We start from the raw sequence: 22,977 nt of genomic DNA on the forward strand, positions 1-22,977 counted from the left end.
GGGTTGGGGGTGGTAGCCCGTGCCGGTGGCCAGCCGCAAGTTGACAACGCATTTAGTCTCTGCCTCAATAAATTCTATTCAATTAAACTTCCTATGATGATGAAAAATTACCTCTTCACCCTGGCCGCCCTGTTGCTGACGCTGCAGTTGGCGCTGGCGCAACGTACCATTACGGGGAGCGTTGTCGATGCCAAAACGAATGAACCGCTTATTGGTGCCAGCATTATTATTCCGGGCACAACGACTGGCACTGTGGCCGACACCAAAGGGAAGTTTTCGATTTCTCTTCCCCAAAGTGCCAGTTCCATAGCCGTGTCATTCATTGGCTACGACGCGCAGGAAGTGGCCATCAAAAACGAAAGTACCCTTACCGTAGCCTTAGTGGCTGGTGGTCAATTAGCCGAAGTCGTCGTGCTGGGGTATACCACGTCCCGTAAAGAAGACCTGACCGGGGCAGTTGCCGTTGTCGATTTAGCGCCACTGCGGAATATAAGTTCAGGTAACCCAATGCAGGCGATACAGGGCCGGGTGCCGGGGCTTTATATCGAAAAGACGGGTTCGCCGAACGGTACCAACTCCCGAATTTTGATTCGGGGTGCCAACACGCTCGGCAACACCGACCCGCTCTACATTATCGACGGGGTTCCGACCAAACGGCCCGAAGTGTTTCAGGGGTTGAATCCGAACTCGATTGAATCGGTACAGGTGTTAAAAGATGCGTCGGCGGCATCGATTTACGGGTCGAGAGCCTCGAACGGGGTCATCATCGTAACTACTAAAAACGGCACGAATACGAACGGCAAAATCAACATTGATTTTAACAGCAGTATTTCGTCCCAATCCGAAAGATATTCACGGTTTAAGATGCTCAACGCGGTTGACCGGGGTAGGGCACTCTGGCAGGCATCGGTCAACGATGGCGTAAATCCCGAAGATGGCTACGGCGCTTTGTACACCTTCGACTGGAATAAAGATTTTAAAAATCCTAAACTCAACAGCGTGTCGGTCAACCCGCTGGTGGGAGGCAATCCGAATATGCCCGCCGGCGATACGGACTGGCAGTCTGTTATGTACAAAACCGGTATTGTCACCAACAACGAACTGACAATTTCGGGTGGTACAAAAAACTCATCCCTGCAAGTCAATCTGGGGTATTTCAAGAACACGGGTATGCTGCGCTTTACGGGTGCCGATAAACTCAGTGGCCGCATCAACGCCCTGACCAGCGCGTTTAACAATCGACTCAAAATAGGGGCCAACATTCAGATCGCTTCCCTGAACGAAACCCTGGCTTCAACCGATATTGGGGGCGCACTGACGCCTGGCTTAGCCATCACTTTAGCGCCAACCATTCCGGTTTATGCTAAAGATGGGACCTGGGGCGGAGCCATTGGGGCGGGTTATTCGGACCGCAATAATCCGCTTCACATGCAGGAGATTAATCAGTATGACAATGCGAATCGGGTAAACCTGTTTGGAAACGTATTCGTCGAAGCCGAACCCATCAAAAACCTGTTCCTCCGCACAAGCCTCGGGGCCGATAACGCCACGTATTATTTCAAAAATATCGAGCAGGCTTTTGAGGAAGGCTCATTTGGGCGCACCAATAACAGTTTGACTATTGACCAGAATAAGTTTCTGAGTTTAACCTGGTCGAATACAGCGCGTTACAACCTGAATCTTGGCAACAACACCTTTAAGTTTCTGGTCGGTGTGGAAGCTGTTAAAACGGATGTTGTTGCTCAAACAGATCGGAAAGAAGGCTTTGCCGTACAATCGCCCGGCTACTTTGTGCTGAGTTCAGGAACCGGCAATGCCACCGTTTCCGGTACAGGCACGGGCAACCGGCTGCTGTCGCAGTTTGCCCGGATTGATTACGGGTTTTCGGACCGGTACTTACTCGCCCTGACCATCCGGCGGGATGGGTCGTCGCGGTTTGGTACCGATAATCAATACGGTATTTTTCCGGCGGCTTCGGTGGGCTGGCGGCTCGATAAAGAGAGTTTCTTCAAGGATGTTAAAGCCATCAGCAACCTGAAACTCAGGGCGGGCGTAGGGCGCGTTGGCAACCAGGAAATTGGCGATTTGGCCCGGTTTGGCTTATATGATACGCGGTATGGCTCCCGACAATCGCAATACCCGAATGGGCATAATGGCTTCTTCGACCAATTTTATAATATCGGAACGGCCTATGACCTGAATGGGGCTAACACGGGCAATCTTCCCTCAGGGTTCGTATCCATTCAGGGAGCAAATCCGAACCTGAAATGGGAAACTACCGATGAACTAAACGTAGGCGTTGATTTTGGTTTTCTGAACGGGATGTTTCAGGGGTCGTTCGACTATTTCACCCGCAAAACAAGTGATATTCTGATTACGCCCCCTATTGCCTCCGCCGTGGGTGAAGGGCAACTGCGGGCGGTAAACGGGGCTTCCAAATCGAATAATGGATTTGAATTTTCGCTCGGCTATTATGCCAAGCCCCAGGGTGATTTTACCTATAACATCATGACGGGTATCAGCCGGTTTCGCGATAAAATAACGGAATTGCCCGAAGAAGTACGGGCGGCTTATCCCGGCAATGTGATCAACACCATTTTGGGGCATTCTCAGTTTGACCTGTTTGGGTATAAAACCGCCGGACTGTTCCAAAGCCAGGCCGACGTTGATGCGGCCCCGAAACAGGTAGGCGCGGGGCCGGGCCGGATTCGGTACGTCGATACCAATGGAGATGGGCAGATCAACGACGATGACCGCGTGTTCTTCGGAACGACCCTACCGGCGTTTGAATACAACCTGAAGTTTGAAGCCTTCTATAAAGGGTTTGACTTATCGGTTTTTGGGTCGGGGGTCGCTGGCCGGTCGGGCTTCGATGCCTACACATTTTATAATAATTTTATCCGGGGCCGGGATAACGTTGGGCCGGGGGTATTCAATGCCTGGACACCCACCAACACGGGTTCCAAAATTCCTTCGTTGTCCTTGTCCGATGTCAATGGCGAAACCCGCACATCTGATTATTTCTTTGTCAGTACTTCGTATTTCAAGCTCAGAAACGTTCAGTTGGGCTACACGGTTGATTCGAAATTGACCCAGAAAATCAACCTGCAACGGCTTCGCCTGTTTGTTATGGCCGATAATCTCTTCTTAATCAAACCCGGTAGTTTCCAGGGGCCTGACCCAGAGCGCGTCGACATCAATGCGATTCCAATTCCCCGGACCTTCACTGCTGGTATCAATGTATCCTTCTAAAAGCCATCAATCATCATGAAAAATAAAGTAACATTTGGTCTAATCATGGCAGCCGGTTTGCTGCTGACAGCCACCTCCTGCAATGATTATCTTGAGTACCAGCCACAGGGGCTATTGTCGTCGGATAACATACAGTCGGCTTCGGGTGCCGAAGCGTTGGCTACAGCGGCCTACGCCGGTGTTGGCAATGACGATATGGTTGGCCCCATGACCAGCATGTGGGTATATGGCAGTGTTCGCTCCGACGATGCCTATAAAGGCGGTGGTGGCGTGGGTGATGTGGGTGAAATTGATTTCTACGAGCATTACAACCTGACCCGGCCTGATTTCGGTATCATGCACCCCTTCACCTGGGAAAATTTCTACAAAGCCATTTCGCGGGCGAATTCAGCGTTGAAAAGTTTGACTACGTTAACCGATGCCGAATTTCCGCTGAAGAAAACCCGTCAGGCCGAAATGCGTTTTTTGCGCGGGCATTCGCATTTTATGCTGAAAATGCTGTTCAAAAACGTGCCGTACATCACCGAAACGCTTTCGAGCGACGATATTCTGAACGAGTCCAATGTGAAGTATAAAAATGATGAGTTGTGGAATAAAATTGGCGAAGATTTTCAGTTCGCTATTGACAATCTGCCTGCTAAACAGGCACAACCCGGACGGGCCAACAAGATTTCTGCAACGGCTTATCTGGCAAAACTGCGGTTGTTCCAGGCCTACGAACAGGATGATAATCATAAAGTTGTGGCCATCAATAAAACGCGGTTACAGGAGGTGGTTAACTTAACCCAGCAGGTAATCAGTTCAGGTCAATACAGCCTGCAGCCCGACTTTGCCGAAAACTTTATCGCTGAAACCGAAAACGGCCCTGAGTCTATTTTTGCCATTCAGTATTCAATTAATGATGGCACGGCCGTTGGGCGCCTGAGTTACGTGACGGGACTGAATTACCCGCACGGTGCACCACAATATGGCTGTTGCGGGTTTCATGCGCCCAGTCAGAACTTAGCGAATGCCTACAAAACCGATGCGAACGGGTTGCCGCTGATGGACACCTTCAACGAGAAGAATGTCGATTTCACGACCGATACTGTTGACCCTCGCGTCGACCATACCATTGGCATCGACGGGCACCCATATAAGTACGATCCAACCAAGCCATTTAGTAATAGCTGGGTGCGCGATGCGGGGGTATATGGGTTCTTCCATACCATGAAAGAGCAGCAATTGGCCACCAGTTCATCGTATCACAAAGAAGGCCCCTTTATTGGTTCCTCGAAAAACATCGACATCATTCGCTACGACGACGTGTTGCTGATGCAGGCCGAAGCCTACATTGAATTGGGCCAGCAGGAGTTGGCCCGACCCCTGATTAACCAAATCAGACGCAGGGCCGCAGCCAGCACCGGCCGACTGAAAAAGGTGGATGGCACCTTCGCATCGAACTATAACCTTAAAGAGTACCCGGCTACGGGCTGGACCCAGGACTATGCCCGGAAAGCAATGCAATGGGAACGCCGACTGGAGTTTGCCACCGAAAGTCCCCGTTTCTTCGACCTTGTTCGCTGGGGAATTGCCGAAAAAACACTGAACGCCTACATCGAGAAGGAAAAAGTAAGACGGCCCTTCCTGGCAACGGCCAAATTCACAGCAGGCCGGGATGAATATCTGCCAATTCCGCAACGGGAAATCAGTTTCACCAAAGGGCTTTACAAGCAAAATCCTGGTTTTTAGGCAGGGGTAGTTAGTAGGTTATTTGGGGAAGTCACTGAATGCCAATAACCTATTTACCAATACCTGTCAATTAACCCAATTAGGTTGGTAGTCTGGTTTATCGTGGGGGGCGGTCGTTGGGCTGACTCCCCACCCTATCTAATTAACTCGTCCTTACTAGTAGACTTACTATGAAAAAATCACTCCTACATCTTGCCCTGCTGGCTTCTTTCGCGCACTATTCATGCGGGCAGACAAGCCCGGCTAATACGAAACTGGAACCTTACCGGCCTCAGTTTCATTTTTCGCCGAAAGCTCACTGGATGAACGACCCGAATGGGATGGTCTATTACAAAGGAACGTATCATTTGTTTTTTCAATACTACCCCGATAGCACCACCTGGGGACCGATGCACTGGGGCCATACAACCAGCAAAGACATGGTGCACTGGCAGGAGCAGCCCATTGCCCTGTTCCCGGATAGTCTGGGGTATATTTTTTCGGGTAGCGCGGTCGTCGATGTGAACAACACCAGCGGCTTTGGCCGGAATGGGCAAATACCCTTAGTTGCCATTTTTACCCATCATAATCCCAAATTAGAGAAGCAGAAATCAGACAGGTTCCAGTATCAAAGTATCGCCTATAGCCTGGACGAAGGCAAAACGTGGACTAAATATGCCGGAAATCCGGTGGTGCCTAATCCTGGTATTGTCGATTTTCGGGACCCGAAAGTGCGGTGGTATGAACCCCGGAAAAAGTGGATCATGACCTTAGCAACCAAAGACCGTGTTACCTTTTATTCCTCGCCTGATCTGAAATCCTGGTCGAAGGAAAGTGATTTTGGTGCGGATGTAGGCGCACATGGGGGCGTTTGGGAATGCCCGGATTTGCTGCTGCTGGACCATAATGGAAAAAAAGTGTGGGTGCTGCTGGTCAGCATCAACCCCGGCGGGCCAAATGGTGGCTCGGCCACTCACTATTTTGTCGGCGATTTTGATGGATCAACCTTCACCCCTTATTCCACCAAAACCAAATGGATGGATTATGGCACCGACAACTACGCGGGTGTGACGTTCGCCAACACCGGTGAGCGGACTACCCTCATAGGGTGGATGAGTAACTGGCAATATGCCCAGGTTGTGCCCACTTCGGCCTGGCGAAGTGCAACCACCGTGCCGCGTGATCTCGGCCTGAAAGAAGTAAATAAAGAACTATACCTGACCGCCAAACCCGTTGGAGAGCTTGATGCGCTGAACGACAAACGTGTTTCATTAACTAATTTAACAGTAAAAGGCAACTATGACCTTACGGCCAAAACCGCAGGACCATACAACGCGTTTAAGCTGACACTGTCGGTGCCAGACCCTGCCGACTTCTCCATTGTGCTTGCTAATAAACAGGGTAATGAACTGGTTATTGGGTACGACAAAGGCACCAATGCCTACTACATTGACCGCACTAAAGCGGGCAAAACGGATTTTGAAAAAGGGTTTGGTAAACGGATCAAGGCGCCACGGCTATCGACCGGCAAAATGATCTCACTGACATTATTGGTCGATGCTGCATCCGCAGAATTGTTTGCCGACGATGGACTTACCGTCATGACGAGCATCTTTTTTCCAGATCAGAACCTGACTAAACTGGCCATCAAATCGACTACCGGCCTGTCGATAAGTAAGTTGACCTATACCAGGCTAATCCCTTCGATTCGGAATGCTCCGAAACAGGATGGGTAGCAATGACATAACCTATGATGAAGAATACCGAAGCAGGGTTTTTTGACTCCAGAAGCCCTGTTCGGATGTAGTTAAAATCGGTATCGGGATTTTCCGATACCGATTTTTTTGTGGTCGTTTTATCCATTCATCTGAAGAAGCTGAGAAATGGAGTTCGATTGGGCATGACGGGCTTCGTCCCCCTGGCGCAGACGCTGAGCAAGCAGCGTAATCTGGTCGCCCAGTTTCCCCTGCCGCTCAATGCTGGCCTTGTTGTATTGACGCTGGCGTGTGGGTTCCCAATAAAAAAGTTCGGTTTTCGCGTCGTAGATACCAATGGGTCGACAATCGTTCTGCGCGCATACGTGCGTTAAAGCGGCTTCAGCTTCGGCTTGCGTGGCACAGGATATATGATGATACTGCTTTTTGAGCAGATAGATTACTGAAAAACGGTTCATGGGTGTTGTGAAGTTTGTGGATTTACGAAGGACGCACTAAGCATCCGCAGGCGAATGACGTCTGATACACCAACCGGGCAGTCGGCCCGGCTCTTGTTCGCTAAATAAGCAGAGAGGCAATGGCCGTATGGGTGAATCCGTAGGAATTAAAACAGTGATGAGGCTACTTAAGAAACTGGTTAACTATCGAATAAATCATTGAGCCAAACAAAAGAATCTAAACACTTTAGCTTAATTCTGCATGATTGCTTGAGCTAATCATTGACAAAGCGGATTACTTTGATAATCAATAGACTGTAGCATCCGCTTTGTCAACGATTTTTTGCCCACTTATACCTATTTGATTGGTTGCGTTAAGGAAGGAGAGGAAACTGGATAAACCTACTAAGCCACTTCCCGATTAGCGGTTGCTGGATAGCAAGCTCCCACCGAAGGGTGCTGACAGGCGAGAAAAGCTTTCAAAAACAAAGCCATTTTGCTGAATAAAGCCCAAAACGAATAAACGGGAAAAAGTACAAATGCTTATCCATGTAGCTTTAGCTTTATTTTCTTGTTTTACTGTGAGTGATGCGTGCATGATTTTCTTGTAATTTATTTATAATCAATCTAAAGGGAATTGTTGAATCTATTTTGCCCCTTCATCTCTTAAACTACTAACCGTATCACAATAGTTTGCCAATATTAGTAAAGTACAAGAATTGCTTTCTATTTTTCACGGAAAAGACAAATTGTACAAGAGATTCTTTAGGAAGTAATAAGGTTTTAGCGGCTAAAATCCGGGTCGCCCGAGGAGCCCGTCGCCCAAAAATAATTACACGCTCAAGCAACCCGCCACGGGTGTTCTGACATCTTCCTGTCAACTAACACCGGCAGCAGGTTGCTGCTTTTATCCGCTTAGCAATCATTAACGCATACAACCACCATGAAAACGTTCAAACACCTCCTGGCCACCACCCTGATTACGGTCTCGGCGGCCTCATTTGCCCAAACGTCCGTTACCATCATTACCGACTCGGCACCCCAACCAAAGAACTGGAGTAAGCACGTCCGGTCGGATTTGAAAATCTACGTAGGTTTTAATGGGCTTGGCGGCTCGCTTCCGGCGGGCTACGACCTGCGGCCCGCTGGCTCCCGCTTTGTGGCCCTTGCCTGGCAAACGCGCATTCCGCTGGCTGTGAGTGGCTCCACCAAACTTCGGTTAGTGACTGGCCCCGAAGTGGCCTGGAACAACTTCATGTTCGAGGGAAGAAACACCCTGATCGAGCGGAATAATGAACTGCTTATCGAACCCGCTGATGTGGATTTGCGCCGGTCGAAATTAGTAACGACTCAACTCAACCTGCCACTGATGCTGAATGTGTCGTTTAAATCACGGCTGACGCTGGGGGTAGGGGCCTATGCCGGTTTTCGGTTAGACAGCTACACCAAAGTGAAGCCGGAGGGCGGCTCAACCGTTCGGGCACATGGTTCCTATAACCTGAATCCCGTTCGCTGGGGACTAACCACCGAACTGGGCTACCGGGGGAGCGCCAAGCTGTTTTTTCGCTACGAGCCGAACAGCCCGTTTCGGGCGGGCCAGGGGCCAGACGCCAGTGTGTGGGCGGTGGGGCTGAAACTGTGACCGGGATTTGTCATGCTGACGGAGGAAGCATCTTGACGTATGTCAATGAGTTAGCCAGGATACGTGAAGATGCTTCCTCCGTCAGCATGACAAAAAACGGTTCAGACATGCAACATTTCAGTTTTCATCCGTGTCATTCGTCTGGATTTTCTCGTCATTAACACCAATTCCGCCTACGAATCCGCTTATCCTGCCAATCAGACCGCTTGTGTAAGAACAGGTACTTTGTGATGCCCACTACCTACCTTTGCCATGTACTTCGGGATGACAACCCGGCAGCTTTCCGAAAAAAGCATACAACTATGAAAACGATTTTACTCTTCCCGCTCCTTGTTCTGCTCACGTTTTCGACGGCAGTTAGCCAGGTTCTGACGCGGGGTACTGTTAACGGGCAGGTCGGCACGGTAGCGGGAAAGCCGCTTGAGTTCACAACGCTCATGCTCCTCAAAGCGAAAGACTCGACCTTAGTGAAAGGCGCCATCAGCGACGCCGAGGGAAAATATGCCTTCGAAAACGTAGGTGCCGGTAAGTATGTAGTAGCCGCTCAGCAGGTAGGCTACCGCAAAACGTATACAGCGCCGTTCGCAGTCGATGAAGCGCACCCGGCGCTGGAACTGCCCGCTTTAGCCCTGACCGACGAGACCAAAAACTTAACCGAAGTGAAAGTCGTTGCCCAGAAACCGTTCATCGAGCAGCAGGTTGACCGCACCGTGGTCAACGTCGAAGGCAGCATTGTCTCCAGCGGCAACACGGCTTTGGAAGTGCTGGAGAAAGCCCCCGGCGTGACCATCGACCGCCAGAACGACCAGATTCAGTTGAAAGGTAAAGCCGGTGTGATTGTGTATATCGACGGCAAACAAACCTACCTCTCGCAACAGGAAGTCTCGAATCTACTCAAAAACACCCCCAGCGACAACATCGCGACGATTGAGATTATCACCAATCCCGGCTCTAAATACGATGCCGCCGGTAATTCGGGGATTATCAACATCAGGATGAAAAAGAATAAGAACTTCGGCACCAACGGCACCTTCATCATTGGCACGGGCTACGGCTGGGTGAATAACCTCAACGGTGTGCGGGATGACCTGCCAAAGTTCAACACGTCGCTAAACCTCAATCACCGCGAAGGAAAAGTTAACCTGTTTGGCAACTACAGCTACACAAACCGGCAGAGCGCCCAGCAAAACGAAATCAACCGGGCTATACTGTACAATGGCCGCACGACCTACTTCGACCAGTATTCGTTCCGGCCAAACAACTTCACCGGGCATTCCTACAAAGCCGGTATGGACTATTTCATCAATCAGAAGAGTACCATTGGGGTGTTAGTGAATGGCTTCTCGAACGACTGGCGGCAGAATGGGCTGAACAATACGCTCATCAGCGACATGAACCGCCAACTCACCAGCAAAGCCGCCACGCAGGTAAACATAGATAACCATTTCACGAACTTCACGAGTAACATCAACTACAAGTACGAGTTTGGGAAAGGCCGGGAGTGGACCGTCGATGCCGATTACGTTCACTACGGTGGGCTGAACAACAATACGCTGAGCACCGCCTATACAAATGCTGAAAACGTACTAACCCGCCCCAACCAGGATGTGCTCAATAGAATGCCATCTGCGATTAACATCCTGGCGTTCAAGACGGATTACGTGCATCCGATGGCGAACGGCAGTAAATGGGAAACGGGCCTGAAAAGCAGCTTCGTCAATGCCGACAACAACACGATTTACGACACGCTGCAACAGGAAACCCGCAAATGGCTGCCCGATGCCAGCCGTTCGAATCAGTTCCAGTACGACGAAAACATCAACGCCGGTTATATTAACTACGCCGGTAAATTCGGCAAGTTGAAAGTGCAGGCGGGGTTGCGGGCCGAGCACACGCACTCGATTGGTACGTCGGTGACGCTGAATCAAACCGTCGACCGGAACTACCTGAACGTGTTCCCGACGCTGTTTCTGTCGCGGCAGTTAGACACCAACAACGTGCTGAACCTGTCGTATAGCCGCCGAATCGACCGCCCGGACTATCAGAACCTGAACCCGTTTGTGTTCTATTTAGATCCGTACACCTACCAGAAAGGCAACCCCTTTCTGCGGCCCCAATACACCAACTCGATTGATTTGACGCACGTCTATAAAAACGCCTTCACTACCACGCTGAACGTTAGCCACACCACGGACTTCATCAGCCGCGAGACACCCCGGCAGATTCCCGCCGAGAACATCACGTATGTAACGGCCGAAAACCAGGGTTCGTCAACCAATATCAGCCTGAATCTTAGCTTCCCGGTGGTGATTGCGAAATGGTGGCGGATGCAGAACAATTTCAACGGGTACTACGTGAACTACCAGACGATCTATTCCAATGCTCCATACGAGGTGAAATTAGCGGCCTACAACCTCTACACCTCAAACAACTTCACATTCAGCAAGACGCTGTCGGGCGAACTATCGGGCTGGTACAACTCAACCTCGCAGTATGGTTTCTACCGGGCGCAGCCGATGGGCGGCTTCAGCCTGGGTCTGCAAAAGAAAATTATGGCCGACAAAGGCAACCTGAAACTGAATGTAAACGACCCGTTCTGGCTGAATAAATTTAACGGACGGGCTGTGGTTCAGGACATTAACTTCCGGGTATTGTCGCGCTGGGAAAGCCGTCAAATCAGGCTGACGTTCACGTATCGCTTTGGCAATCAAAATGTTAAGACTGCCCGCCAGCGCAATTCGGCCACCTCCGCCGAGCAAAGCCGGGTAGGAGGGAATAATTAGAGAGATTTTGGATTTGGGATGTCGGATTTCGGGTATATCCGACATCCCAAATCCAAAATTGCAATGGACTTAGTTTAGGTTAAGAAAACGTGAAAGCCGTCCCCGGATTGAGGGGCGGCTTTTTTGTTGGTTGATTATAAGGCAGTTAACTGCGAGCCGTTAACTGCCTATGATTAGTGAGATACAAATGAGGAACAAAAGGCAACAGAATCTCCAAAAAAGATTCTTCGCTGAACGTTAGATAAAGATTTGCAAGAGTCCTCTTTGAGGAAACCAGGTGACGAATTTGGTGGTCCCGCTCCAACGGACCGGCCACTGCGGTCCGTTTCTTTAAGTAGACACTACTATGGTATCCCTAATGGTCTTGCAAACGAGCTGTGCAATGGCTTTGGCACCGGCGGCATTGGGATGAATGCCATCCAGACTGAACCACTCGGGATGTTGGGCTGTCAACTGGTTCACGTCAATGAGCGTTAAGTTTCGCTGAGCAACCAGTTCATGGATGACTTTGATTTCCTGATCGATATACACATTACGAATCTCATCGTCGGTAACAGCATGTCTATAAGCTTTAGCTGGTGTACAGATGTAGATCCTGGGTTTTGTCGGTAAAGCCTGGTAAGTAGCTATTAACTGGCCGTATTGTTGTTTGAACGCCCGCGCCCCTTTCCAGTTTTTGTCTTTAGCATCATTTGTACCCAGCATGATAACTACAATTGCGGGCTGAAAGGCCAGGCTTTCCTGATGGATATTGGTGTTCAAATACGGTGAATTACCCGTTTTCATCGCTGTGCGGCCGCTAAACCCAAAATTTTTAACCCAGTAGCCATCTCCTAATAAATGGCCTAACTGCTTAGGAAACGCATTGGCAAACCAGTTAAATAAAAATGCCCCGTAGGTAATACTGTCGCCCACACAAGCTACTTTGATGTCATTCTCTTCGCCCTCTTCATCCATGCGGAGCGTACCAATGCCAAAAAAAGGCTTTAGAAGGCCATTTAGCACGACCAGTGTCACTAATCCCAATGCGACCCATTTGATTGTTTTTCTCATATCGCTTTACGACTTCTATTCCTCTCAGGCACGATTAAAAGCGAAATGGGCACAACCCAGACTGCTCCTGTAAATCGTCACGTACTAATCGACGGGCATAGCCTGTACTTGTCGAATCGTCTCCATCATTTCGGGTTGCTCTTCTATGCCTATATCCTATTACAACTGGCCCTCCCCCTGGCATTTGTCTCCTGTATATATGTGATCTTAATCGGAACGGCCACTATTCGTATGACCAGGCTTTTCATAGCCGACAAAGCAGTCCCTGATGGTAAGCTACTGCAATCTACCCAGACACACTATTTTATTGATTAAACGTAGAACAACCACCCGACAAAACCCACAGAACCCCTTTTGTCGGTTAGTCACTATAGGCTTTTTGATGAATTGTTGCTATTCTAAGTCTAAGGCTAACTGCCCTCCGGTTGACGTCGTTGATACAGCTTGCAGGCTCGACAGCGCGATACCCAACAAACGAACGCCTTTCGGCAGAGGTAAGAGAGACGAAAGTAAATCAAGGCTCATCTGGGCCAGCTTCGAGGGGTTAGCTATAGGACTTAGTGCAGTGCGGCTACGAGTGATCTGCTGAAAGTCCGCGTACTTGACCTTTAGTGTGACTGTTCGCCCCCGCACTCCGCTGCGTTCGCAGTATTTCCAAACGCTTGTCAACAGCGGTTGCAACTCATGGGCTAAGTCTGAATACTCCGTCAAATCCTGCTCAAAGGTGGTTTCTGCCCCTACAGACTTACGCTCCCGGTCAGGCGTTACCGGACGGTTATCAATCGCTCTGGCGATGCAGTAGAAGTGATGCCCCACTTTACCAAAATGCCGGGTTAAAAACGCTTCACTTTGTTGGCGCAAATCCAACCCCGTAAAGATGCCCATCTGATTCATTTTCGCAGCTGTCACGCTGCCAATGCCGTGAAACTGACCTACGGTCAACTCTTCGACAAAGGCCAGTCCCTGATGAGGTTTGATGACGTACAAGCCGTCGGGTTTACGATAATCAGAGGCCAGTTTAGCCAGGAATTTATTATACGACACACCCGCCGAAGCCGTCAGTCCCGTCTTCTGCTTAATCTGTTCCTTAATCGTTTGGGCTAATTGGGTAGCCGTTGTCTGCGTATTGAGCGTATCCGTCACGTCAAGATAGGCTTCATCGAGCGAGAGCGGTTCAATCAGATGAGTGAACTGAGCAAAAATGGTCCGTATCTGACTCGACACGGCTTTATAGACCTCGAAGCGGGGTTTGACAAAAAGCAGGTCTGGACATTTACGAACAGCGAGTGAGGAGGCCATTGCTGAGCGTACCCCAAACTGGCGGGCTTCGTAGCTTGCAGCCGCCACAACACCCCGCTGTTGAGAACTGCCGACGGCTAATGGCTTACCGCGCAGGTCCGGATTATCCCGCTGCTCGACCGACGCGTAAAAGGCATCCATGTCGATGTGAATGATTTTTCTGTTTTCGGGCTGGTCCATAAGCGGCCTATGAGAGGACCAAATATACGCTCATTGGGCTATTCACTGGGCTTGTCTTTAGCCAACTCACAGGCGGTAATCTGACGGGCAGAGGCTCCCATTCGCCAGGTGGACCAGCTACATTTGACTGGCCATTAAGTTAAGCACGATCTAACTTAATAAACCGCTTAGGCGGCCCTGCATGAAAACCAGCAGAAGGCAGTACGACCGCACGGGCGGCCCCGGAAGAATTTAAACGCATGGCCGTGGAGTTAGCGGACGCTAAAAACTCCCTGAAATCAACTGCTGAAGAATTGGGTATTACTCCCCAGATACTAACCCGATGGCGCCATGAATGAGTGACTATTCAAGGGACAGGAACTGGCAGCCGAGCTCATATGAGTCAAGAGCAACAAGAAATCTTATGCCTGAAAAAAGAGTATATCCGCACTGATGAAGGCTGACTCTACCTGACCATCATCCTGGATTTGTATGATCGAAAAGTAATTGCAGGGCTTACCCGTGATCCCGTCAACTTAGGCCATTCCTCAGAGTGACTTGAAGGACATCGTCCATGAAATCAAAAACGAGAAAGCTATGCCCGTCTTGAGGCATGGCTTTCTCGTTAATTGGTAATCAGACACTTACTTCTTAGCTCAATACGCGGGTTTGGCATCGACCAGAAAAACCCTGAACCATTGGGGCGTTCCGGAGGCAATCTGCGAGAAAACGGGTCTTATATCGTGGGTTCCGTCCAGAACAGGCTGTAGCAGGACCGGGATACCTTTCTCCTTACAGGCCTTGTTGATGGCTAAGGCGTAACCATATTTTACGCCTTTATCTTTGGTTCCATGGATAATAAGCACTGGCTTTTCATTCCCTTTAATCATCGTCGTGTCGATACCCCCGGATATTTCCACGATTGTCGAGATAGCGGTACTTTGCCCACGGCCACCATCATTTTCCTGACGCTGCGTTCCCTGATCGAAATTAACTGCCAGGGCAGTAATCGCACCCGCTGAGTACCCCATCAACGCAATACGGCCTTTATCAAGCCGATATTTGGCTGCATTTGCCCGTAGCCAACGGATGGCACCAAACGCATCCTCTTTTGCATTGTCGACAGCCGCAAGGAAATTCGCATCGGGTGGATTTGTTTTTAGCGGTTTGGTAGCCAATCGGTAATTAATGGAGACGGCCACATAGCCACGGCGAGCGAACTCCCTGGCGTAATCGGTCATATTCGCTTTATCGCCATTGACAAAGCCACCGCCATGAAGCAACACGATAACAGGTCGCGCTGCAACGGTGTCTCTGGCTGGCTGGTAGATATCTAACAAATGCCTTTGCAGACGACCCTGGTCGTTTACGGATTGACCAAAGGCCAGGTTAGGTGTTTTTATGATGTTTGGAAAAACGGGATTCAAGTAACGTTGAGCCGAGTGAGCAGCCATAGGCTGAGCATTTACATTGGCTACACAGCCCAGAATAGCCATGAACAAAGAGGGAAGATACAACGTGTGCATGAGACATTTTCTTCAGGTTGGACTCATAACGATAAAATGAGAGTTGATGTTACCTCAGGGCCATCACTTACTTGGAATGAGTCAGTTAAACCATTATTTTGTACTACCGGCTAAGCCAGAAGAAGCTGACAATGGCAAATATACGATTATTAAGGCTGGGAAATTGGCTGTATCTGCACCGTTGTAGAAGGCAATTATCAGGTGGCTGGCCCTGCTAATTCTAACACCGTACTAAACACATTGCCGTTCAGCAAGTTGATAGAACACACCTAATTAGTCAATCATGAAAACCTTTTCTTCACTGGCCCTTGCTGGCCTTTATTACTGTATGGTTTCGGTTCAGGCCCAAACGAAAACGGTGTCGTCACCCAAATCGGTTAGCGTTTCGCAGGGAGAAGTAGCTCGCTGGGCCGGAAACTGCCTGCGGTGCAGCTTTGAAAAACGCGCCTGGGCCGCCGTCAACGGCACCTGCTATTATCCAGTCGATATGGACATGAAGGCGGGTATGTACACCATTTCGCGCCGGACAACGGGCGGAAAACTCGAAAGCGCCAAACTTATGGTGGCCGAAAAGCCCTGTGCTCAGGAGGATATCACGAATTTCCCGAAGAAAGAATACATCAACGTATCGGCTGAAAACCAGGCCCGTGCGGCTAAAGAAGCACAGCAGGTTAATCCACTGATTGCCTACAAAGCTGAAGTAAAACCTGCCGTATTCGACCTGCCGGTGAGCAAACCCGCCGACCCATTACCCAAGGGCGAAGGTAATTTTGGGGCCTGCCGTACCTTCAACGGACAGCCCCGCGACCGGCATACCGGACAGGACTACCCCGTTGGAGAAGGTAAATCGGTGATGAGTGTTGGCAATGGCCGGGTATTGCTGGCCGCTAACCTGTTTTATAGCGGCAATGCGGTGTTTATTGATCACGGCAATGGCCTGATCACCGAATATTTTCACTTGAAGAGCTATACGGTCAAACCAAATCAGACCGTTACGAAGGGCCAGAAAATTGGTCTCGTTGGTGAAACGGGCCGTGTTACGGGGCCACACCTGCACTTTGGCGTTCGCTGGCACGGGGCCTGCATCAACCCCGGCTATCTACTGATTGACCCGTCGGATATGGCTGAGGTGAAATAGTCATTGGCTATTGAGTTGTTATCAGGAAATTGTTTGTAAATACTCTGATAACCAGCAGCCTACTCATACAGCGCCGTTCGCAATGCCACCAGAATCTGATTAATTCGGGCCAGATCAGGGCGGTTAGGGAGGAGGCTCCCGGCGGCCGCAGCATCGACCTGCGCTACTTTCTGTTCGGCTTGTTTAATCAACTCGTCGTAGTCGAAGGCCCCCGCCCGAATCTGCAACAGTTCGATGCGGTTTGGCCGACGGACCAGCACCTGACCGCTCTCCAGAATTTCGGTAGCCATGTCCAGCAGGCGAAACGTGTGCATCATATTCTTGGCGTCGTAATTTTTGCCATGCGCCAGCGTGTTCTGATACCGGGCATCGTTGCGTTTCTCAACCCACTCCCAGTACTCGCGATAGTCTTTGCAATAACTCGAATACCCATCGTGGTTGACATACAGATGGGCTGCGGGTGCAACGTCTTTAGGCACGCTGCTGAGCGAAACTTCGGTGGAGTCAGCACCGGAAATGATGCCCTGAAAGCCCCATGAAGCAGTTTCATCGTGAAACAGGGCATACACATCGCGGGCGTGCGGAACGCTCACGAGGCCGCAGTTTTCGGGTTTTCGATCATGAGCAGCCAGCCATTCCAGCAGCGGCAGCGAACCTTGCCCAGACAGTAGATAACAGAAATTAAGCAGCGATTTACGCTCGCGGGGCAACGGATTCAGGATTTTCTTGTTCAGGCCCCGCGCCTTTTTGATTTGACTGACCGCGTAGCCCGCAAACGTATCCCGGCAGAGTTTCGACAGAAAATCGCCCGGTTGCAGTCGGTCAAATAGTGGATGTTTATGGAGAATACAGTCGGCGGGGGCGCAGAGCAGTTCGAGAATATTCGGATTATTTTTGGCCAACAGTTCGACAAATCGCCCTAATTCGTAAAAAATAACGTCGTTTTTGGCATCGTTTACCTGCTCAACGTAGTGCAGACCGTACAGGTCGCTTTGTGGCAGTAGAAATACTCCGCGAATGTCGGTATCAGACGTGGGCAGGTCGGTACCGTAGGCACGGCTGCCACTAATGCACTCAAACAAGATGAGGCCATGGTCGCGAAGGGTTTGAATAGTCATCGGTTTAGGTTGTGCCAGGCTCAATGTTCCAAATTGTCAAAGTTACTGTGAAACCGCTCCGGCGGCCCGACTGAACCATTGATTATAAAATCCATAAAAAAGATAAGGTTCCCTGATCGTAGCAGAGAACCCTATACTGACTATTCCTAAACCCTTAACCTTTTCTACATGAAAAACTAACTTTTACTCTTTTCTGTTCCAAATACCAATTTAAATTGGTATTTATTGAATTTCAGCAGTTTGGCTGTTGGATTGGTCAGCATCCCAAAGGAAGTTGATCATCCGGGCCGTGTGCGTAGCCTGCCTCGTCCAACGGCTGGCGTTCGCATCTTTGTGCCTGGCCAGTTCATTATTTACCTGAGTTGCAGCCTCATTGAACTTCGCCCGGTCGGCAGGGCTAAGCGTTAGCACAGCAGCCGGGTTTTGGTTGTACAACAAGACAACACTCATAAAGTTTTGCCAATTGGTCGTCTGTGCAAACTTGTAATTAGTGTTTCCGAAATAGGCAGCAAACTGCATTATGGAATCATTGACAAGCATAGCACTTGCCGGCTTGGTGGTTGCCGGGCTATCATCAGTGTTGGTGGTGGTAGCCGCGGTTGCCTGCGATGTCGCTAATCCTAATCCAAGAATCATCGACGCAAAGATAACACGCGTTTTCATTGTTTTGTTCTATTTAGTTTTGTCTTTTGACAGTGCAAATATCAGAAGGTAACGCTGAAAAACAAAACCACCTGAACAGGCAATTCAGAATATTATTCCGAATATAATGCCGATTTTACAGTATACTGTTGGAAATAATATTATTTAAACGAAGAAATACGAATAAGATTTTGAGTTCTTTCATAAAGACTTCTATAAAATATGTCTTTGTAAAATTATAAAATTCTTTAAAAAGTTATATCATTGGTTGTAATTATTCATGGCTGTTTCTATGCCCATAGTACAAAAAGCAAGTGTTGCGTCACCGGCTTTGTCTAAATAGGCCGGTAGCTGAATCTTTTCGTCCTCTGGAAACTCGCCCAGAACGAAATCGACCTGCCTGCCTTTCGAGAAATTATTGCCAATACCAACCCGTAGCCGGGCGTATTCCTGGGTGGTCAGGGCTTCGTCGATGCTCCGAAGACCATTATGGCCCCCCGGCGATCCTTTTGGCTTTAGGCGCAGTTTGCCAAACGGCAAATCCTTATCGTCCGTAATAATCAGCACATTATTGACCGGAATGTTTTCCTGCTTCATATAATATAGCACCGCCCGGCCACTCAGGTTCATGTAGGTAGTTGGTTTCACAAAAAACAACTGCTTGCCTTTGTGCTGCCATTTGGCGGTGTAGGCCAATCGGGTCATTGTGAAAGCGAAGCCATATTGGGCGGCCATCCGGTCGAGAACCATGAACCCGGCATTATGCCGGGTTAGCGCATAGTCGGGGCCGATGTTGCCTAAGCCCACAATCAGAAATTTCATAAAACGACTAAGTTAATAAGGCTACCGACTCGCGATAGCTGGGTTGGAGACCAACGGGAAACCGGCAATCCATTCGGTTGGTGTACATACCAACGGGTACCGGTTGGCCATTGTTCCGGCCATCCCGAATGGATTCTCCGTTCGACAGCGCAAAATTAGTACGATTATGGCACCTATGTTGCGGGCACGCTATTCACCGACACACCAACTCACCGACTGTTTGACTATTTTTACTCCATGAATCAACAACGCCTGATTCTGTCCAGCCCGCTGCTCGAGATCGTGATTAGCCGACTGGCACAGCAATTGATAGAGAACTATCAGGATTTTGCCGACACGGTTATGCTGGGAATGCAGCCACGCGGCATTTATTTCGCCGAACGGGTAGCCCGCGAATTAAATCGTGCGCTGGGCCACGATGTGCCATTAGGCTATTTGGATGCCACGTTTTACCGCGACGATTTCCGCCGGCGCGATACACCCCTGCGCCCCAACACAACCAACGTGCCCTTTATTATTGAAAACAAACGGGTAATTCTGATTGACGATGTGCTGGCAACGGGCCGAATGGTTCGGGCGGCACTCGATGCGATGACGGCCTTCGGACGGCCCCGAAAAGTTGAATTGCTGGTGTTGATCGACCGGCGGTATAACCGGGACTTACCCATCAAACCCGACTACACCGGCAAGCGCGTTAACACGCTGGAGTCGCAGCAGGTGTTGGTTGAATGGACAGAGCAGGGCGCCAGCGCCGACCGGATTTGGCTGGTTGGCTAATGGGTTTATGAGTAGAAATAACATTCTCAGTCTTAAGGAATAATACCCAGTGTGCATACTATTTTCGTAGAATGTCTAATTGACCGTAGACTAACAGTTCATAGGGGTATTTTACCGCTTGAGTGTCTCTTCGGGAGAGTTGAGCCATCCGAGCCCTGTTAACTGCTCATGATGGTGTTAATTTTACGGGGCAAACTAAAACAACAAAGACCACGAAAATTGAAAAATAAGTTACATCCACACGTTCTTTTACTCATTCTGTACGTAACAATTGGTGTTGCTGCAACAACTCAGGCACAAACCCTTTATACAGTAACAGGATTGATAACAGATGCGAACACGGGCGAGCCGATACCCTTCGCCAGTGTGTCGCTGGTCGGGCGCCGGAGCGGAACACTCAGCGACGACAAAGGGCGGTTTACACTGAAGGCCAAAATTTTGTCGGACTCGCTTGCTGTCAGTTCACTGGGCTACAAACCCCTCCGCCGGGCCATCAATCCTGAACGTCAGTCCCAGGCCGTCGACTTTAAACTCGAATCAGCCGGCAATGCGCTCCAGGAAGTAACCGTAAGAGCGGGCGAAAATCCGGCCTGGCGAGTCCTGCGGCAGCTTCGCAAAAATCGCTCCATCAACGACCGCAAACGCCTGTCGGCCTATGAATATGACAGTTACGTAAAAACCGAAATTGCGCTCACCCACGTCTCCGACCGGATGCGGAAAAATCCGCTCATCAAGCGCATCAACGAGGCTATGAGTAAGCATGATTCCATCATTGACCGCGATGGCCATCGACTGCTGCCATTGCTGGCGTCGGAGTCGGTTTCGCGGTATTATTTCCGGGCTAATCCTGAACGCAAACGGGAAGACATTCGAAAAACCCGCATAAAAGGCGTCGCCGTCGATGATGCCGGGCTTAGTTCACAGTTGTTGGGTGGCACCAACTTAGTCAGCCAGAATTTTTACGACAACTACATCCCCATTCTGGGGAAAGATTTTGCCTCGCCCGTTGGCGATAACTGGAGAAACTGGTACGAGTTTTTTCTGGCCGACACCGTCCAGATTGGCGACCATGTCTGCTACGAAGTCCAGTTCGACCCCAAACGCCCGGAAGACCTTGTGTTTACGGGCAAAGCCTGGATCGACACGACAACGTTTGCCCTTTGCCAGATAGAAACCCGCGTTGGCAGCGGAGCAAACCTGAACTATGTCCGAAGCCTGACCATTGAGCAGGAACTGGAAACCACCATCGATTCGGCTGCCGGAACATCGGCTACGGCGGGCTGGCTACCGGTTAGCATCCGATTGATGGCCGACCTGACGGGCGTTGGCAAACAATCACTTGGGCTGCGGGCGCAGGTGTCGCTCCACAACAGCAATATGCTGGTGAACCGGCCCCGGCCTATACTCTTTTACGACCAGCTGATTGAGCAGAGCGACACCGTTGCAACAACCAATAATGCCTATTGGCAAACCGTGCAGCGTACCTTAGCCGGGCCTGACTCGCTCAATAAAGATGATCAGAAAACCCGCGAGGTGATCGCGAAATTAAGAGCTGTGCCCGCCGTTAAAATGGCCGAAGCCGTTGGGCAAGTAGCCGTTACGGGGTTCTATAAACTGGGCAGTTTCGATTTAGGACCGTATCCGTATTTGTTCGCCGTCAACAGTGTTGAAGGGCTACGCACACGGGTAGGCTTCCGAACCAACGAGCAGTTCAGCCGCACCTGGGTTCTGCGTGGTTACGTGGCGTATGGCACTTTAGACCATCGCTTCAAGTACGGAGCTGAACTGGATTACCTGTTCTCCCGGCAGCACTGGACGATAGCAGGCGTTCGGATTGCGAATGATTTGGAGCGGTTAGGGCTAACCCCCGAATTGATTGGAGGCAATCGAATCTTTTATGCACTGAGCCGATTTGGCCGCTATCGGGGTGGTTATCAGAGTTATCAGAAAGAGATTTTTTTTAAAACAGAGCCCATTAAAGGTATTCTGCTGACAGCCACGCTGGGTAGCCGCACCTTCGACCCACTTTTTCCTTTTCATTTTCGGACACAGCCCGACCTGGGCGATCAGTCGCCGTTGCAGTCTGATTTTTTCGATGCGTTCTGGTCGATTGAAGCGCGGCTGGCCCGGAAAGAAAAATACATCATCGATGGGAATGACCGCATCACGCTCGGCACTAAACGCGCGCCCGTCCTGACCATTCGTTACACGCACGGGAGCAAATCGCTGGGTGGCGATTATAACTACGACCGGCTGACGCTGCGGGCGCAGCAAACGTTTCGGCTGGGTCCGCTCGGTCGAACAACGTATCTGCTGTCGGCGGGCTACACGCCCTCAACGCTGCCCGCACCCTTGCTTTTTCCGCATATTGGTAATCCAACGCCGTTGTTAACCACCAATACCTTTAACCGAATGCAATTTTACGAGTTCGTCAGCGACCGGTTTGTGGCCATTCACGTGCAGCATCGGTTCGAGGGGCTGTTGTTCAACCGGATACCGGGCATTCGGAAACTGAACTGGCGATTGATTGCCAACATCGATGCGCTCTGGGGAAACGAGTCGAAAGCAAATCAGGACGTTGATTCACGCAAGCCTTTACCCGAAGGTACCCGACCGATACACTTCGGCACACTCGATGGCGACAAACCCTATATGGAAGTTGGCTACGGGATTGACAATATCTTTAAACTGATTCGTATTCAGGCGATTCACCGGCTGAACTACTTAGATGATGGCCCGAACGGCATTCCCCTCAACTCGTTTGCGTTGAAGGCGTCGGCAACGGTTAGTTTTTAACGATGAAGCGGTTTAGGCTTGTCTTTTTCTAATCAGGTTTCCCTCTACATCTCCTGAAGGGGACTTTGTCCAAGCGGGAGTTAAGTCCCCTTTAGGGGATTTAGGAGT

The 22,977-nt window shown here is 50.1% G+C and carries 16 protein-coding genes and 1 pseudogene; 9 read left to right on the top strand and 8 right to left on the bottom strand.

What is annotated here, in order from left to right:
* Positions 1-99 precede the first annotated feature (99 nt).
* The 3 genes from ACYVI1_RS15185 to ACYVI1_RS15195 all read left to right on the top strand — a co-directional run bounded on the left by ACYVI1_RS15185 (position 100) and on the right by ACYVI1_RS15195 (position 6,698).
* Positions 100-3,252: a SusC/RagA family TonB-linked outer membrane protein gene (locus tag ACYVI1_RS15185; RefSeq protein ID WP_460911459.1), complete on the top strand. Its 3,153-nt coding sequence runs from the start codon at positions 100-102 to the stop codon at positions 3,250-3,252.
* Positions 3,253-3,267: 15 nt separating this feature from the next.
* Entirely contained in the window at positions 3,268-4,983 is a 1,716-nt protein-coding gene (locus tag ACYVI1_RS15190) for a RagB/SusD family nutrient uptake outer membrane protein (protein ID WP_460911460.1), read from the top strand.
* A gap of 170 nt (positions 4,984-5,153) precedes the next feature.
* The gene (locus ACYVI1_RS15195) at positions 5,154-6,698 is read left to right on the top strand and encodes a glycoside hydrolase family 32 protein (protein ID WP_460911461.1); all 1,545 of its coding nucleotides are present in this window, start codon (positions 5,154-5,156) and stop codon (positions 6,696-6,698) included.
* A gap of 119 nt (positions 6,699-6,817) precedes the next feature.
* Here ACYVI1_RS15195 and ACYVI1_RS15200 read toward each other — a convergent pair whose 3' ends face one another.
* Positions 6,818-7,135, bottom strand: coding sequence for a hypothetical protein (locus tag ACYVI1_RS15200; RefSeq protein ID WP_460911462.1), 318 nt, complete (start codon positions 7,133-7,135; stop codon positions 6,818-6,820).
* Positions 7,136-7,535: 400 nt separating this feature from the next.
* Positions 7,536-7,712 (bottom strand): hypothetical protein, encoded by a 177-nt coding sequence (locus ACYVI1_RS15205; protein ID WP_460911463.1) that lies wholly within the window; start codon positions 7,710-7,712, stop codon positions 7,536-7,538.
* Between the two features lie 345 nt (positions 7,713-8,057).
* Here ACYVI1_RS15205 and ACYVI1_RS15210 point away from each other — a divergent pair, with 345 nt between their 5' ends.
* A complete protein-coding gene (locus ACYVI1_RS15210; protein ID WP_460911464.1) occupies positions 8,058-8,756 on the top strand; it encodes an outer membrane beta-barrel protein in 699 nt (232 codons plus the stop codon).
* A gap of 302 nt (positions 8,757-9,058) precedes the next feature.
* A complete protein-coding gene (locus ACYVI1_RS15215) occupies positions 9,059-11,539 on the top strand; it encodes a TonB-dependent receptor domain-containing protein (RefSeq protein WP_460911465.1) in 2,481 nt (826 codons plus the stop codon).
* A 330-nt stretch (positions 11,540-11,869) separates the two neighbouring features.
* Here the strand turns inward: ACYVI1_RS15215 and ACYVI1_RS15220 are convergent, their stop codons facing one another.
* On the bottom strand, positions 11,870-12,592 hold the full coding sequence (locus tag ACYVI1_RS15220; RefSeq protein WP_460911466.1) for a GDSL-type esterase/lipase family protein: 723 nt from the start codon (positions 12,590-12,592) through the stop codon (positions 11,870-11,872).
* Positions 12,593-12,985: 393 nt separating this feature from the next.
* On the bottom strand, positions 12,986-14,071 hold the full coding sequence (gene dinB, locus ACYVI1_RS15225; protein ID WP_460911467.1) for a DNA polymerase IV: 1,086 nt from the start codon (positions 14,069-14,071) through the stop codon (positions 12,986-12,988).
* A gap of 233 nt (positions 14,072-14,304) precedes the next feature.
* On the opposite strand from dinB, the pseudogene ACYVI1_RS15230 reads away from it, so the two are divergent.
* A pseudogene (locus ACYVI1_RS15230) lies at positions 14,305-14,409 on the top strand (hypothetical protein); the annotation flags it as partial.
* A gap of 297 nt (positions 14,410-14,706) precedes the next feature.
* On the opposite strand, the gene ACYVI1_RS15235 reads toward ACYVI1_RS15230, so the two are convergent.
* Entirely contained in the window at positions 14,707-15,576 is an 870-nt protein-coding gene (locus tag ACYVI1_RS15235; RefSeq protein WP_460911468.1) for an alpha/beta hydrolase, read from the bottom strand.
* 283 nt (positions 15,577-15,859) lie between these two features.
* Here ACYVI1_RS15235 and ACYVI1_RS15240 point away from each other — a divergent pair, with 283 nt between their 5' ends.
* Positions 15,860-16,714 (top strand): M23 family metallopeptidase, encoded by an 855-nt coding sequence (locus ACYVI1_RS15240; RefSeq protein ID WP_460911469.1) that lies wholly within the window; start codon positions 15,860-15,862, stop codon positions 16,712-16,714.
* Positions 16,715-16,773: 59 nt separating this feature from the next.
* Here the strand turns inward: ACYVI1_RS15240 and ACYVI1_RS15245 are convergent, their stop codons facing one another.
* The 3 genes from ACYVI1_RS15245 to pth form a co-directional block, all read right to left on the bottom strand.
* A complete protein-coding gene (locus tag ACYVI1_RS15245; RefSeq protein ID WP_460911470.1) occupies positions 16,774-17,832 on the bottom strand; it encodes a nucleotidyltransferase domain-containing protein in 1,059 nt (352 codons plus the stop codon).
* Positions 17,833-18,054: 222 nt separating this feature from the next.
* Positions 18,055-18,495: a hypothetical protein gene (locus ACYVI1_RS15250; protein WP_460911471.1), complete on the bottom strand. Its 441-nt coding sequence runs from the start codon at positions 18,493-18,495 to the stop codon at positions 18,055-18,057.
* 240 nt (positions 18,496-18,735) lie between these two features.
* The gene (gene pth / locus ACYVI1_RS15255) at positions 18,736-19,296 is read right to left on the bottom strand and encodes an aminoacyl-tRNA hydrolase (protein WP_460911472.1); all 561 of its coding nucleotides are present in this window, start codon (positions 19,294-19,296) and stop codon (positions 18,736-18,738) included.
* Between the two features lie 237 nt (positions 19,297-19,533).
* On the opposite strand from pth, the gene pyrR reads away from it, so the two are divergent.
* Positions 19,534-20,073 carry a bifunctional pyr operon transcriptional regulator/uracil phosphoribosyltransferase PyrR gene (gene pyrR, locus ACYVI1_RS15260; RefSeq protein WP_460911473.1) on the top strand — a complete coding sequence of 180 codons (540 nt, stop codon included), beginning with the start codon at positions 19,534-19,536 and terminating at the stop codon, positions 20,071-20,073.
* A 219-nt stretch (positions 20,074-20,292) separates the two neighbouring features.
* Entirely contained in the window at positions 20,293-22,869 is a 2,577-nt protein-coding gene (locus ACYVI1_RS15265; protein ID WP_460911474.1) for a DUF5686 and carboxypeptidase-like regulatory domain-containing protein, read from the top strand.
* The last annotated feature ends 108 nt before the right edge of the window (positions 22,870-22,977 follow it).

The organism is Spirosoma areae (assembly GCF_054781775.1).